Consider the following 15,373-nt stretch of genomic DNA (forward strand, 5'->3'; position numbering starts at 1 on the left):
GTGGTGGTTGCGTCGGGGCGGGAGGAGTTGCTGGATCGGCTGGCGGTGGTTGCCGGGGGTGAGGCCGGGGCGGGGTGTGTGTCTGGTGTGGCGGGTCGGGGTCGTGTGGCGGTGGTGTTTACGGGTCAGGGTTCGCAGCGGGTGGGGATGGGCCGGGAGTTGTATCGGCGGTTCCCTGTGTTCGCGGCTGCTTTTGATGAGGTGTGTGGGTTGTTGGACCCGGTGGTGAGGGCGGCTGTTTTCGGTGAGGAGGGTGCTGGGGACCGTCTGGATTCGACGGAGTTTGCGCAGTCGGCGTTGTTCGCTGTTGAGGTGGCGTTGTTCCGGTTGTTCGGGTCGTGGGGTGTGGTTCCGGATTTTGTGACGGGTCATTCGGTGGGGGAGATTGCTGCGGCTCATGTGTCGGGGGTGTTGTCGCTGGCGGATGCCTGTGTGTTGGTGACTGCGCGGGGTCGGTTGATGCAGGGGCTGGCGCCTGGTGGGGTGATGGTGGCGGTTGCCGCGGGTGAGGATGTGGTGGCGCCGGTGGTGGCTGAGCGGGGCGGCCAGGTGTCGATTGCGGCGGTGAATGGTCCGTCGTCGGTGGTGGTGTCGGGGGCCGGGTCCGCGGTGGAGTGGGTTGTGCAGCGGTTGTCCGAGCGGGGTTGCCGGACGAAGCGGCTTGTGGTGAGTCATGCGTTCCATTCGCCGTTGATGGAGCCGATGCTGGACGATTTCCGTGCGGTGGTGGCGGGGTTGGCTTTTCAGTCGCCGCGTATCGGGACCGTGAATGAGGCGATGGCGGATCCGGAGTTTTGGGTGCGGCATGTGTGTGACACGGTGCGGTTCGCCGACACGGTCACGCGGTTGCATGAGCGGGGTGTGACGCGGTTTGTGGAGCTGGGTCCGGATGCGGTGCTGACCGGTTCGGTGCGGGAATGCCTGGACGGCCAGGACGTTACGGCGGTGCCCAGTCTGCGCCGTGGTCATGGTGAGGTCGAGTCGGTGCTGGCGGGGCTGGGTGCGTTGTTCACCGCCGGGGTGGCGGTGAACTGGTCGGAGCTGTTCACCGGGACCGGCGCTCACCACACCGAACTGCCCACCTACGCCTTCCAACGCCAGCCCTACTGGCTCGATATGCCGCTCGACGGCGAGAAGACGTCGGCGGAGACGCCGGCTCTGGTGAGTGAGTTGCGGAGGCTCGGTGAGACCGAGCGCACGTATCGGATGACGGAGCTGGCTCGCGCGCACATCACAGCCACTCTCGGCAGGGGCGTGCTCGGTGAGGGTGCACTCGGCCGGACGTTCAGGGATCTGGGCTTCGATTCCTTGATGTCCGCCGAACTGCGGGACAGGCTCTCGCACGCCCTGAAGATCTCGCTACCGAGTTCGGTGATCTTCGATTACCCCACTCCCGCTGTTCTCATCGAGCATTTGCAATCAGTGGTGTTGGGCGCGGATACCGACGTCGACACCCAGTCCGCGTCGATTGCTGACCCCGATGATCCTGTGGTGATTGTCGGGATGGCCTGCCGTTATCCGGGTGGGGTGGGTTCTCCGGAGGATTTGTGGTCGCTGGTGGTCGAGGGCAGGGAGGGGATCACTGGTTTTCCGGAGTTGCGTGGCTGGGATGTGGAGGGTCTGTATCACGCGGATCCGGATCATCCGGGGACGACGTATGCGCGTGGTGGTGGGTTCTTGCATGACGCGGGTGAGTTCGATGCCGGGTTCTTCGGGATCTCGCCCCGTGAGGCGACGGCGATGGATCCGCAGCAGCGGTTGTTGCTGGAGGTTGCCTGGGAGGCTTTCGAACGCGCGGGTATCGACGCGGACTCCCTGCGCGGCACCCGGACCGGCGTGGTGGTAGGAGCAACACCGCATGGATACGGTGCGGTAGGAACTGACGCCGGCGGATACCTGCTCACCGGTACCACGCCCGGGGTCCTGTCCGGTCGCATCGCGTACCAGTTCGGCTTCGAGGGACCCGCGACAACGGTCGACACGGCCTGTTCGTCATCGTTGGTGGCACTGCACCTGGCGGCGCAGGCGTTGAGGTCGGGCGAGTGCTCGCTCGCGCTGGCCGGCGGGGTCGCGGTCATGGGCACTCCGATGATCCTCACGGAGTTCGCGCGGCAGCGTGGATTGTCTCCGGACGGCCGGTGCCGGTCGTTCGGTGCGGGCGCGGACGGCACCGGATGGTCCGAAGGCGTGGGCCTGGTGGTGCTGGAACGGTTGTCCGATGCGCGGCGCAACGGGCACCGGGTGCTCGCGCTGCTGGCGGGTTCGGCCGTGAACCAGGACGGGGCCTCGAACGGACTGACGGCCCCGAACGGTCCCTCGCAGCAGCGGGTGATCCGGCAGGCGCTGGCCACCGCAGGGCTGACGGCCGCCGATGTCGACGTGGTGGAAGGGCACGGCACGGGTACTCGGCTCGGGGACCCGATCGAAGCACAGGCACTGCTGGCAACCTACGGGCGGGAGCACACCGACGGCTCACCCCTGTGGCTCGGATCGGTGAAAGCGAACATCGGACACCCGCAGGCGGCGGCAGGCATTGCCGGGGTCATCAAGATGGTGATGGCGCTGCAGCACCAGTTCTTGCCCGGAACCCTGTTCGCCGAGGACCCCTCGACCGAGGTGGACTGGTCTTCCGGTGGGGTGGCGTTGCTGACCCGATCACGAGAGTGGCCGGACACCGGCCGACCCCGGCGCGCCGGAGTGTCCTCCTTCGGCATCAGCGGGACGAACGCACACCTCATTCTGCAGCAACCTCCGAATGAACCAGCGATGGCCGACCGGCGCCCGACGCCGACGGCTACGCGTGAATTGCCGGTGTTGCCGTTTGTGTTGTCGGGTCGTGGGTCGGGGGCGTTGTGTGGTCAGGCTGCTCGGTTGCGGTCGTTTGTGGTGGAGCGGCCGGATGTGGGGTTGGTGGATGTTGCGTATTCGTTGATGGCTGGTCGTGCTGTGCATGGGCATCGGGCGGTGGTGGTTGCGTCGGGGCGGGAGGAGTTGCTGGATCGGCTGGCGGTGGTTGCCGGGGGTGAGGCCGGGGCGGGGTGTGTGTCTGGTGTGGCGGGTCGGGGTCGTGTGGCGGTGGTGTTTACGGGTCAGGGTTCGCAGCGGGTGGGGATGGGCCGGGAGTTGTATCGGCGGTTCCCTGTGTTCGCGGCTGCTTTTGATGAGGTGTGTGGGTTGTTGGACCCGGTGGTGAGGGCGGCTGTTTTCGGTGAGGAGGGTGCTGGGGACCGTCTGGATTCGACGGAGTTCGCGCAGCCGGCGTTGTTCGCTGTTGAGGTGGCGTTGTTCCGGTTGTTCGGGTCGTGGGGTGTGGTTCCGGATTTTGTGACGGGTCATTCGGTGGGGGAGATCGCCGCGGCTCATGTGTCGGGGGTGCTGTCGCTGGCGGATGCCTGTGTGTTGGTGACCGCGCGGGGTCGGTTGATGCAGGGGCTGGCGCCTGGTGGGGTGATGGTGGCGGTTGCCGCGGGTGAGGATGTGGTGGCGCCGGTGGTGGCTGAGCGGGGCGGCCAGGTGTCGGTCGCGGCGGTGAACGGTCCGTCGTCGGTGGTGGTGTCGGGGGCCGGGTCCGCGGTGGAGTGGGTTGTGCAGCGGTTGTCCGAGCGGGGTTGCCGGACGAAGCGGCTTGTGGTGAGTCATGCGTTCCATTCGCCGTTGATGGAGCCGATGCTGGACGATTTCCGTGCGGTGGTGGCGGGGTTGGCTTTTCAGTCGCCGCGTATCGGGACCGTGAATGAGGCGATGGCGGATCCGGAGTTTTGGGTGCGGCATGTGTGTGACACGGTGCGGTTCGCCGACACGGTCACGCGGTTGCATGAGCGGGGTGTGACGCGGTTTGTGGAGCTGGGTCCGGATGCGGTGCTGACCGGTTCGGTGCGGGAATGCCTGGACGGCCGGGACGTTACGGCGGTGCCCAGTCTGCGCCGTGGTCATGGTGAGGTCGAGTCGGTGCTGGCGGGGCTGGGTGCGTTGTTCACCGCCGGGGTGGCGGTGAACTGGTCGGAGCTGTTCGCCGGGACCGGCGCTCACCACACCGAACTGCCCACCTACGCCTTCCAACGCCAACACTACTGGCTGGAATCCTCCTCCCTCCCGGACACCGACCTCGCCGCCGTCGGCCTGGAGCCGGTCGATCACCCCTTCCTGCGCGCCGAGATGCCGCTGGGCGATGCCGACGCGCTCGTACTGACCGGCCGACTGTCCGTGAAAGAGCAACCGTGGCTGGCCGACCATGTGGTGCTGGGCACTCCGATCCTTCCCGGAACCGGATTTCTGGCCCTGGCCCTGCACGCCGCGCAGCGAACCGGCGCCGGCCCGGTGGAAGAGCTCGTCGTGCGCGCCCCCCTGGTCGTGCCGGAGCACGGCGACACCCCGCTCCAAGTGGTGATCGATGCGCCGGACGGCACCGGTCGCCGTGCGCTGCGCGTGCTGTCCCGAGTGGGAGACACCGCCGGGAACGGCACCTGGACCCGGCACGCCGAAGGCACCGTTGCCCCACCTGCCGGGCTCTCGCCGGTCGGACCGGCGTCCGGAACCGGCTGGAACGGCGAGGCCGGTCCCGACGCACAGCCGATCGCCATCGCCACCGCCTACGCGGAACTCACCCGCCGGGGGTACGACTACGGGCCGGCGTTCCGAGGACTGCAAGCCGTCCGACGCGGCGACGGCGAGGTGTTCGCCGACATCGTTCTGGGCGAGGCGGCGGGACATGGCGGCCCGGTGTTCGACCTGCATCCCGCCCTCCTGGACGCCGCCATCCAGGCCGCGCTGGTGGGCCTGTTCGGGACCGCGGGCGAGACATTGGTGCCGTTCGCATGGAGTGGTGTCACCGTGCACACCGCGGCCCCGCCGGCCGTGCGGGCCCGCATCTGGAGGACCGGCGCCGACTCGGTGGCCATGATGCTCACCGACCCCGAAGGCAACCCGGTCGCGTCGATCGACTCGCTGGTGCTGCGGCCTGCGCCCGACGCTCCACGCACTCCGTCGACGGATCAGAGCGAGGCGGCGCTGTTCCGGTTGTCGTGGCTGCCGAAGGAGGTCGGCGCCCACCCCGGCACCGGTCACTGGGCGATGGTGGGGGAGGACCCGCACGACCTCGACGCCGAGCTGACCGGTGACAGCTCACCGCTCGACCGCTACCCGGATCTCTCCGCGCTGCGGGCCGCGATGGCGGCGGGGGCCCCGACGCCGTCCACGGTGATCACCGTGGTTCCCCCGGCCGACGTCACGGACGTCGGCGGCGCGCACCGCACCCTGCGACGGGTACAGGACTGGCTGGCCGACGCGACGATGGCCGACGCGCCACTGGTCGTCGTCACCACCGGTGCCGTCGACACGGGAGGCAATGGCCGCATTGATCTCGACAACGCGCCGGTCTGGGGTCTGCTGCGGGCCGCGCAGTCCGAGCACCCCGGCCGCATGGTGCTCGTCGACGTGGCGCCGGGCAGTGAGGGGGCCCGACGGCTCGCCGCCGCGGTAGCCACGGGGGAGCCGCAGCTTGCTCTGTCCGCCGAGGGCGTCCGTGTCCCGCGCCTCATGCGCCTGCCCGTGGATCCCGGCTCGCCCCCCGCCGCCGAGAAGCCGCTACCCGAGCGCGGAACCGTGCTGCTGACCGGGGCGTTCGGCCGACTCGGCCGGCTGCTCGCGCGGCACCTGGCCACCGAGCATGGAGTGACGAGCATGCTCCTGGTCAGCAGGAGCGGCCCCGTCACGCCCGAGGCGCGCGCCCTGGTGGCCGAGCTGACCGCGCTGGGTCTGGACGTGCGGGCCGAAGCCTGCGATGTCGCCGACCGCGCCGAACTCGCCGCGGTGCTTCGCGGGCTGCCTGCCGACCGACCCCTCACCGCTGTGGTCCACACGGCCGGTGTGCTCGACGACGGCGTGTTCACCGAGCTGAGTCCGCAGCGCCTCGACGCGGTCATGGGTCCGAAGGCGGTGGCGGCGAAGAACCTGCACGAGCTCACCGCCGACATGCCGCTGTCGGCGTTCGTGCTGTACTCCTCCATCTCGGGCCTGATCGGCGCAGCGGGCCAGGCCAACTACGCCGCCGCCAACACCTACCTCGACGCGCTCGCCCACCATCGCGCCCGGTGCGGACTTCCGGCGACGTCGCTGGCGTGGGGACTGTGGGATCAGCGGGGCGGTATGGCGGCGGCGCTCAGCGCCGGCGACCTCAACCGGATGGCTCGCTCCGGAATAGCGACGTTGTCCGAAACCGAGGGACTCGCACTCTTCGACGCCGCTCTCCGGCGGAGCGAGCCGCTGCTCGTGCCACTGCGGCTGGACACCGCCTCCGCCACGGACGGCGGGCACGTGCACCCGCTGCTCCGCGAACTGATCACGAGCGCGCCGCGCCCGGCTCGCCCGGCGGCCGTACCGAGCCGTGCCGGCGAGGACGTGACATCCCAGCCCGGGCGACTGCTGGAGCTGGTGCGCGCGGAGGCGCAGCGCGTACTCGGTTACGACGGGCGCGACTCGATCGGGGTCGACGGCACCTTCAAGGAATTCGGACTCGATTCGCTCACCGCCGTCGAGCTGCGCAACCGGCTCAACGCGATCACGGGATCGCGTTTGGGGACCACGGCCGTGTTCGACTACCCGACCCCGCGGGCCCTTGCCGACCACTTGTCCGGCGAGCTCACCCCGAGCGGTGAGACAGCGGACACGACCGGTTCGCCGGTGAGCGACCCCGATGATCCTGTGGTGATTGTCGGGATGGCCTGCCGTTATCCGGGTGGGGTGGGTTCTCCGGAGGATTTGTGGTCGCTGGTGGTCGAGGGCAGGGAGGGGATCACTGGTTTTCCGGAGTTGCGTGGCTGGGATGTGGAGGGTCTGTATCACGCGGATCCGGATCATCCGGGGACGACGTATGCGCGTGGTGGTGGGTTCTTGCATGACGCGGGTGAGTTCGATGCCGGGTTCTTCGGGATCTCGCCCCGTGAGGCGACGGCGATGGATCCGCAGCAGCGGTTGTTGCTGGAGGTTGCCTGGGAGGCTTTCGAGCGCGCGGGTATCGACGCGGACTCCCTGCGCTCCAGCCGGACCGGGGTGTTCTCCGGTGTCATGTACCACGACTACGCGCCGGCAGTGGACCTGGTGCCGGACCAGCTCAGCGGAGCGGTTCTGACCGGTAGCGCGGCCAGCGTGCTCTCGGGGCGGGTGGCGTACCAGTTCGGCCTGGAGGGGCCTGCCGTTTCGGTCGACACCGCGTGCTCGTCGTCACTGGTGACACTCCACCTGGCCGCGCAAGCACTGCGGTCGGGCGAATGCTCGCTCGCGCTGGCCGGCGGGGTAACGGTGATGTCCACCCCGATGACGTTCGTCGACCTGGGTCACCAGCGAGCCTTGTCCCCGGACGGCCGGTGCCGCGCGTTCGGCGCGGGCGCGGACGGCACCGGCTGGGCCGAGGGCGTCGGCCTCGTGGTGCTCGAGCGGTTGTCGGACGCACGCCGGCAAGGCCACCAGGTACTCGCGGTGCTCAAGGGCTCCTCGGTGAACTCCGACGGCGCGTCGAACGGTCTGACCGCCCCGAACGGTCCATCGCAGCAGCGGGTGATCCGCCAGGCGCTGGCCTCGGCCGGTCTGTCCACGTCGGACGTCGATGTGGTCGAAGGGCACGGCACCGGCACGAAGCTCGGCGACCCGATCGAAGCCCAGGCGCTGCTGGCCACCTACGGCCAGGACCGCGAAACCCCGCTGTGGCTTGGTTCGCTGAAGTCGAACATCGGGCACACCCAGGCTGCCGCCGGGGTCGGTGGCGTCATCAAGATGGTCATGGCGATGCGTCACGGCGTCCTGCCGCGGACGTTGCACGCCGAGCAGCCCTCGCCGTTCATCGACTGGTCGCAGGGAGCCGTCGCTCTGCTCGACCGGAACCACGACTGGCCGAGGACCGGCCGCCCCCGCCGTGCCGGGGTTTCCTCGTTCGGTATCAGTGGCACGAACGCGCACGTCATCCTGGAGCAGGCGCCGGAGCAGCCGGCGGCCGGGCCGTCGGACGCCGTGACGCGGCTCGGAGTCTCCGCCTTCCCGGTGTCGGGCCGGGGATCGGCGGCGTTGGCCGGCCAGGCGACCCGGTTGCGGGCCGCGCTGGCCGACTCACCGGACACCGACATGGCCGGGTTCGGCGCGGCACTGACCAACGGCGGGGCCACGCACTCCCACCGAGCTGTGGTGATCGCGGAGAACCGCCATGAGCTGCTGGCCGGCCTTGACGCGATCGCGGCGGGCCAGTCGGAGAACTCGGCCCTGGTGGTGGCGGGAGCCGGTGAAGCCGACCACGACGGCCCGGTCTTCGTGTTCCCCGGGCAGGGGGGCCAGTGGCTCGGGATGGGCATCGAGCTGTGGCAGAGCAGTCCGACGTTCGCGGAGCTGATGCAGACCTGCGACGAGGCGTTGGCGCCATGGGTCGACTGGGACGGGTTCTCGCTGCGGGACGTGCTCGCCGGGGTGCCGGGTGCGCCGAGTCTCGACCGGGACGATGTCGTCCAGCCGGCGCTGTTCGCGGTCGGGGTCTCCTTGTCCCGGCTGTGGGCATCACTCGGCGTTCGGCCCTCGGCTGTCGTCGGGCACTCCCAAGGTGAGTTCGCTGCTGCCGTGGCGGCGGAGGCGTTGTCGCTGGCCGAAGGCGCACGCGTCGTGTCTCTGCGATCCCGGGTGCTTCGGCGTATGGCAACGCAGGGCGGCATGGGCTGGGTGAACCGATCGGCGGACGAGGTGCGCGAACGCCTGGCCGACCATCCCGGGCTCGGCGTCGCCGCGGTGAACGGGCCGATGTCCACCGTGGTCTCCGGGGTCACCGCCGAGCTCGATCACCTCTTGTCGGTCTGGGAGTCGGAGGGAGCGCGGGTCCGGCGCGTACCGATCAACTACGGGTCGCATTCGGCGGTGGTAGAGGTCATCCGGGCTGAGCTGGCCGACACGCTGGGTGTGGTCGAGTGCTCGCCCGGCACGGTTCCGTTCTACTCGACGGTGACCGGCTCGTTGCTCGACGGCCGGAAGCTCGACGCCGACTACTGGTACCGGAACCTGCGCGAGATGGTGCGTTTCGCGGAGGTGGTCGACCAGCTCCTCGGCGACGGGCATCGATCGTTCCACGAAGTGGGCGCGCACCCGGTACTCGTCCATTCGATACAGGAGCTCGCCGAGGCCACGGGGGCGTCGGTCACGACGGTCGGAACGCTCCGTCGCGGCCACGGCGGCGCGCGGGAATTCCTGCGCAACGCCGCCGAGGCGTTCGTGGGTGGCGTCGACGTGCGGTGGTCCGGCCTGTTCCCCTCGGGCCGACAGCCGGTGCGACTGCCCACTTACGCCTTCCAGCGCACCCATTACTGGATCGAGACGCCGCCCGGCCGCTCGTCTCGTGGCACCGAAGTCGACAGCCGGTTCTGGAAGATGGTCGACCAGGGCGACCTCGACGGGCTGACCACGGCGCTCGCCCTCTCCGACGACGCCGGCCGATCCTCGCTGGGCACCGTGCTCCCGGCCCTGTCGTCGTGGCGTGAGCGCAGCCGGCAGCAGGCGACGCTGGCCGGCTGGCAGTACCGGGTCGCCTGGCGCCCCACCGAAGGGTCGGACCGACCGCTCAGCGGCCGTTGGCTGGTCGTGGTGCCGGCGGACATCGCCGAGCCGACGTGGCTCGAGCAGGTCATCGCAGCGCTGAGCGCCCGAGGGGCTCAGGTCGGCCGGGTCGATGTCCCCCGGGCGGCAGATGTCGAGGCGGTCCGTCATGATCTCGTCACGGCGCTGGACGGCGAACCGGCCGGGGGCATCGTGTCGTTGTTGGCGATCGACACGGCCGAGGACACCGACGCCGTATCCGTGCCGGTCGGCCTGAGCGGCACGCTCGCGCTGGTGCGGTCGGTGAGTGAACTCGGCCTGTCGGCCCCGATCTGGTGCATGACCCAGGATGCGGTCGCCGTCCGGCCGGGAGACGCCGTCACCCAGCCACGGCAGGCCGCGCTGTGGGGGTTCGCCCGGCATGCGGGGCTGGAGCACCCCGTGTCGTGGGGTGGCGTCGTCGACCTGCCAGCCGAGGTCGGCCAGGCGGACCTGGCGGCGCTGGCCGGGGCGCTCGGAGACGGCGAGAGTGAGCTGGCGGTGCGAGGCGGCGCGGTGTTCTGCCGCCGGCTGACCCGGGTCACCGCACCCGCGCTCCGGACGGATCAGCCGCTCGAGCGCAGCGCTCTGATCACCGGCGGCACCGGCGCTCTCGGGGCGGAGGTGGCGCGCTGGCTCGTCCGGCGCGGCACGCGACACCTCGTGCTGGCCAGCCGTCGTGGCCCGGCCGCACCCGGCGCGGCCGAGCTGGCCGCCGAGCTGACCGAGCGGGGTGCCTCGGTGTCGGTGGTCGCCTGCGACGTGGCCGATCGGGCGCAACTCGCCGACCTGCTGGCCGACTGGCCGGCCGAACATCCGCTGACCACGGTCGTGCACACCGCGGGCGTGCTCGACGACGGCGTCATCGGCCGGCTCACCCCGGAACGCTTCGAGCGGGTGTTCCGCCCGAAAGTGGCCGCCGCGTGGCACTTGCACGAGCTGACGAAAGACCGCGACCTCGTCGACTTCGTCCTGTTCTCGTCGTTCGTCGGCACGGTCGGCCCGGCCGGCCAGGCCAACTACGCCGCCGCGAACAGCTCGTTGGACGCACTGGCAGCGCACCGCAGGGCTCTCGGCCTGACCGGGACCTCCATCGCCTGGGGACTCTGGCAAGGCCCGGGGATCGCCGACCGCGACGGAGTGGAGCACCGGCTGGCGGCCCGCGGCCTGCGCGCGATGGACCCGCACGGCGCCGTCCAGGCCATGGGCCAGGTGATCGACCGCGATGAGACGGCCGTGGTCGTGGTGGACGTCGAGTGGTCCTCGTTCGCCACCGAGCTCGTCGGCACCCGATCGATGCCGCTCCTCGCCGAGCTGCTCGAGGCGAGGGAGGACGACCCCGAAGGGCCGGCGGACGGAGCGGCCGACACCGGTGTGCGCGAGCGGCTCGTCGGCCTGCCCGCCACCGAGCGGACGTATGCGATCACCGACCTCGTCCGGGCCACGGTGGCGGCCGTGCTGGGACATACCGACGGCAGCTCGGTCGAGTCGGGGCGCGGTTTCCAGGAAACCGGTTTCGACTCGCTCACCGCCTTGCGGTTCCGGAACCGGCTCGGCGTGGCGACCGGTTTGCAGCTACCCGCCACGCTGATCTTCGATTACCCGACGCCCGCCTCTGTCGCGGAGCTGGTGTACGCCGAGCTGTTCGGCGAGGACACCGGGACCCACGGGAGCGAGACCGGTGAGGGCGTCGACGACGCAGGGTTGAAGAAGATCATCGACCGTATTCCGATCGCCTCGCTGAGGCAGGCCGGGCTGGTGGACGCCTTGCTCCGGTTGGCTGAGACCGCTCCCGGGGGCGAGCCGGCCGACAGCGCCGGGTCCACGACCGCGATCGACTCGATGGACATGGCTGATCTCATACGCGCCGCATACGGCCAAGCCGACGCGAGCGACCGAGCGGAGGGGCCGACCTCATGACCACCCCGTCCATGAACGAGCTCGTTGACGCGCTGCGCAACGCACTCAAGGAGAACGAGCGAATCCGGCAGCGGCTCGGCGACGTCGAGGCGCAGAGCCGGGAGCCGATCGCCATCGTCGGCATGGCCTGCCGCTACCCGGGGGACGCCGACAGCCCCGAAGCCCTGTGGCAGCTCGTGGCCGACGGTACCGACGCGGTGTCCGGCTTCCCGACGGACCGCGGCTGGAACCTGGACGAGCTCTACGACCCCGACCCCCGGAAGGTGGGCCGGACATACTCCCGGGGCGGCGGTTTCCTGCGGTCGCCGGACCTGTTCGACCACGAGTTCTTCGCCATCCCCCCTCGGGAAGCGACCGTGATGGACCCGCATCAACGGCTGCTCCTGGAGACCTCGTGGGAGGCTTTCGAACGAGCCGGGATCAGCGCCGACGCGGTACGAGGAAGCCAGACCGGCGTGTACGTCGGCGTCAGCTACCAGGACAACATCTCGCTGCGCACCGTGCCGTCGGCCTACGAGGGCTATGTGCTGACCGGCAACATCGCCAGCGTCGTCTCCGGACGGCTGTCCTATGCGTTCGGTCTGCAGGGTCCCGCGGTCACCGTGGACACGGCGTGCTCCTCCTCGCTGGTCGCGCTGCACCTGGCCGCCCAGGCGCTGCGCTCGCAGGAGTGCTCGCTCGCCCTGGTCGGCGGGGCGACGATCATGTCGGGCCCGGCTTCGCTGATCGAGTTCGCCCGGCAGCGCGGGATCGCCCCGGACGCCCGGTGCAAGGCCTTCAGCGACGAGGCCGATGGCATGGGCTGGGCGGAAGGCGTCGGCGTGCTCGTGGTCGAGCGGCTGTCCGACGCCCAGCGCAACGGCCACCAGGTGCTGGCCCTCATGACAGGCTCCGCCCTCAACCAGGACGGCGCCTCCAACGGCCTCACCGCGCCGAACGGCGCGGCTCAGCGCCAGGTGATCCGGGCCGCGCTGGCCAACGCCGGGGTGGCCTCGACCGACATCGACGCGGTCGAGGCGCACGGCACCGGCACCAGGCTGGGCGACCCGATCGAGGCCCGGGCCCTGCTGGACACCTACGGCCGGGAGCGCACGGCGGACACGCCGTTGTGGATCGGATCGCTGAAGTCGAACATCGGACACGCGCAGGCGGCGGCCGGCATCGGCGGCGTGATCAAGATGGTCATGGCCATGCGCCACGGGGAGTTGCCCAGGACGCTGCACGCCCAGCGGCCGACCTCCCATGTGGACTGGTCGGCGGGGACGGCCCGGCTGCTCACCGACCAGCGGCAGTGGCCCGACCGGGGCCGTCCCCGGCGTGTCGCGGTGTCGTCGTTCGGGATCAGCGGGACCAACGCGCACGTCATCCTGGAGCAGGCTCCCGATGCCCCGGTCGAGGCCGCGTCCGTGCCGACGGTGCGGGCCCGCACCGGTCCCTGGCCGTTCGTGGTGACCGGCCGGGGCGCCGCCGCGCTGCGCGGTCAGGCCGAGGAGCTGCGCTCCTTCGTCGAGCGCCACCCGGAGCTGGAGCCGGCCGACATCGGACGAAGCCTGGTCACCACCCGCGCCGTGCTGGCCGACCGTGCCGTGGTGGTCGCCGAGGACAGGGCGGCCCTGCTGGCCGGTCTGTCCGCACTGGCCGCCGGCACGGACAGTCCCGCGGTGCACGTCGATCGGGCGAAGGAAGGCCGCCTGGCGATGGTCTTCACCGGCCAGGGTGCCCAGCGCGCCGGAATGGGGCGAGAACTGGCGGCGCGGTACCCGGTGTTCGACGCGGCGCTGGACGAGGTCTGCGGAGTGGTCGACGAGCTGCTGGGCCGATCGCTGCGTGAGCTGATGCGGGAGGGCGGTCCACTGCTGGACCGCACCGAATTCGCCCAGCCGGCGCTGTTCTGCTTCGAGGTCGCACTGTTCCGGCTCGTCCAGTCGTGGGGCATCCGGCCCGAGTTCGTCGCCGGTCACTCGATCGGCGAGATCAGTGCCGCGCATGTGGCCGGTGTGCTGTCCCTTGCCGACGCCGGTCGCATGGTCGTGGCGCGCGGCCGGTTGATGCAGGCGCTGCCCGAGGGCGGTGCCATGGTCGCGGTGAACGCCGCCCCGGATGTGGTGGCCCCGCTGGTCGCGGCCGCGGACGGGGTGTCCGTGGCCGCGGTGAACAGCCCTGACTCGGTCGTGGTGTCCGGTGCGGAGGAACCGGTGGCGGAGGTCGTGGCCCAGTTGGCCGCGGCCGGGTACCGGACCCGTCGGCTCACGACCAGCCACGCGTTCCACTCGCCACTGATGGACCCGGTGCTCGAGGACTTCCGGGCCGTCGTCGCCGGACTCACCTTCGGCGCGCCCGACATCCCCGTGGTGTCCACCCTCACCGGTGCCCTGGCCGATGCGGCCACGCTCGGCGAGCCCGAGTACTGGGTCCGGCAGGCACGCGAGCAGGTGCGGTTCGCCGACGGGGTGGCCACCCTGCACGAGCGAGGCGTCACCCGCTTCCTGGAGCTGGGACCGGACGCGGTGCTCTCGGCCATGGTCCGGGAATGCCTGTCCACCGACCGGCGGGTGACGGCGGTGGCCGCGTCCCGCCGTGACCGGCCCGAGGCCGTTGCCCTGCTCGACGCGGTCGCCCGCGTCTTCACCGGCGGCGGCGAGGTGAGCTGGGCGGCGCTGTTCCCCGACGGGAGCCGGCGGGTCGACCTGCCGACCTACGCCTTCCAGAGGCATCGGCACTGGCTGCCGCGCGACGGCTCCGTCGCCCCGGCTCCCTCGGACCCGCCTTCGGCCGCCACGCCCGAGCCGAGCACCGACGCCCAGGTCACGGATGTGCTGGCCGTCGTGGACCAGCGTCGCGTCGTGAACGATCTGTTGCGGACCTCGGTCGCCCTGGTGCTCGGCCTCGACTCGCCGGCCGATGTCGACCTCGAGAGCACTTTCCAGGACCTGGGCTTCAGCTCGCTCGCGGCGGTGGAGCTGCGGGACCGGCTGAACGCGGCGCTCGATCTCGGGCTGGCCGGCACCGTGGCCTTCGACTACCCCACCCCCGCGGCTCTTGCGTCGTACCTGGTCGGACTGGTGACCGACACGGCTGACGAGGAATCCGGCACGGCCGTCCCCCTTGCCGCGTCCGCCGACGACCCGATCGTCGTGGTCGGCATGGCCTGCCGCTACCCGGGTGGGGTCGGCTCGCCGGAGCAGCTGTGGGAGCTGGTGGACGGCGGGCGCGACGTGGTGTCGGGGCTGCCGACCGACCGGGGCTGGGACCTCGACACCTTGCTGCACCCGGATTCGATGCGTCAGGGCGCCACCCATGTGCGTGGCGGTGGCTTCCTCGACGACGTGGCGCAGTTCGACGCGCGGTTCTTCGGGATCTCGCCGCGCGAGGCGGCCTCGATGGACCCGCAGCAGCGGCTGTTGCTGGAACTGAGCTGGGAAGCACTGGAGCGGTCCGGGATCGACCCGAAGTCGGTGCGGGGCAGCCAGACCGGTGTGTTCGCCGGCACCAGTGACCAGGACTACGCGGACCTGCTCCGCGGCAGCGCCGAGCTGGCCGACGGTTACCTGCTCACCGGGACATCCGCCGCGGTGCTCGCCGGGCGGGTCTCCTACCAGTTCGGCCTGGAGGGGCCGGCGTTGACGGTCGACACGGCCTGCTCGTCCTCGCTGGTGGCGATGCACCTGGCCGCGCAGGCGCTGCGTTCCGGGGAGTGCGCGCTGGCACTGGCCGGCGGGGCCACCGTCATGGCGACCCCGGTCGACCTGCAGGAGTTTGACAAGCAAGGGCTGTCCGCCGACGGTCGTTGCAAGGCGTTCGGCGCGGGTGCCGATGGGACCGGATTCGCCGAGGGCGCCGGCCTGTTGGTGCTGGA

The 15,373-nt window shown here is 70.8% G+C and carries 2 protein-coding genes (1 of these 2 cut by a window edge); both read left to right on the forward strand.

Going from position 1 to position 15,373, the window contains the following annotated elements:
- On the forward strand, positions 1-11,517 hold an 11,517-nt coding region (locus NMK44_RS22035; protein WP_428849362.1), incomplete at its 5' end, for a type I polyketide synthase.
- Positions 11,514-15,373: the start of a type I polyketide synthase gene (locus tag NMK44_RS22040; protein ID WP_374215316.1), read on the forward strand. The gene runs 14,518 nt beyond the window's last position; the window shows 3,860 of its 18,378 coding nt (coding positions 1-3,860); the start codon lies at positions 11,514-11,516; its stop codon lies off the right edge, out of view. The genes NMK44_RS22035 and NMK44_RS22040, both read left to right, overlap by 4 nt.

The sequence above is a fragment of the Streptomyces cucumeris genome, from assembly GCF_024295805.1.
Classification (GTDB): Bacteria; Actinomycetota; Actinomycetes; order Streptomycetales; family Streptomycetaceae; genus Streptomyces; species Streptomyces cucumeris.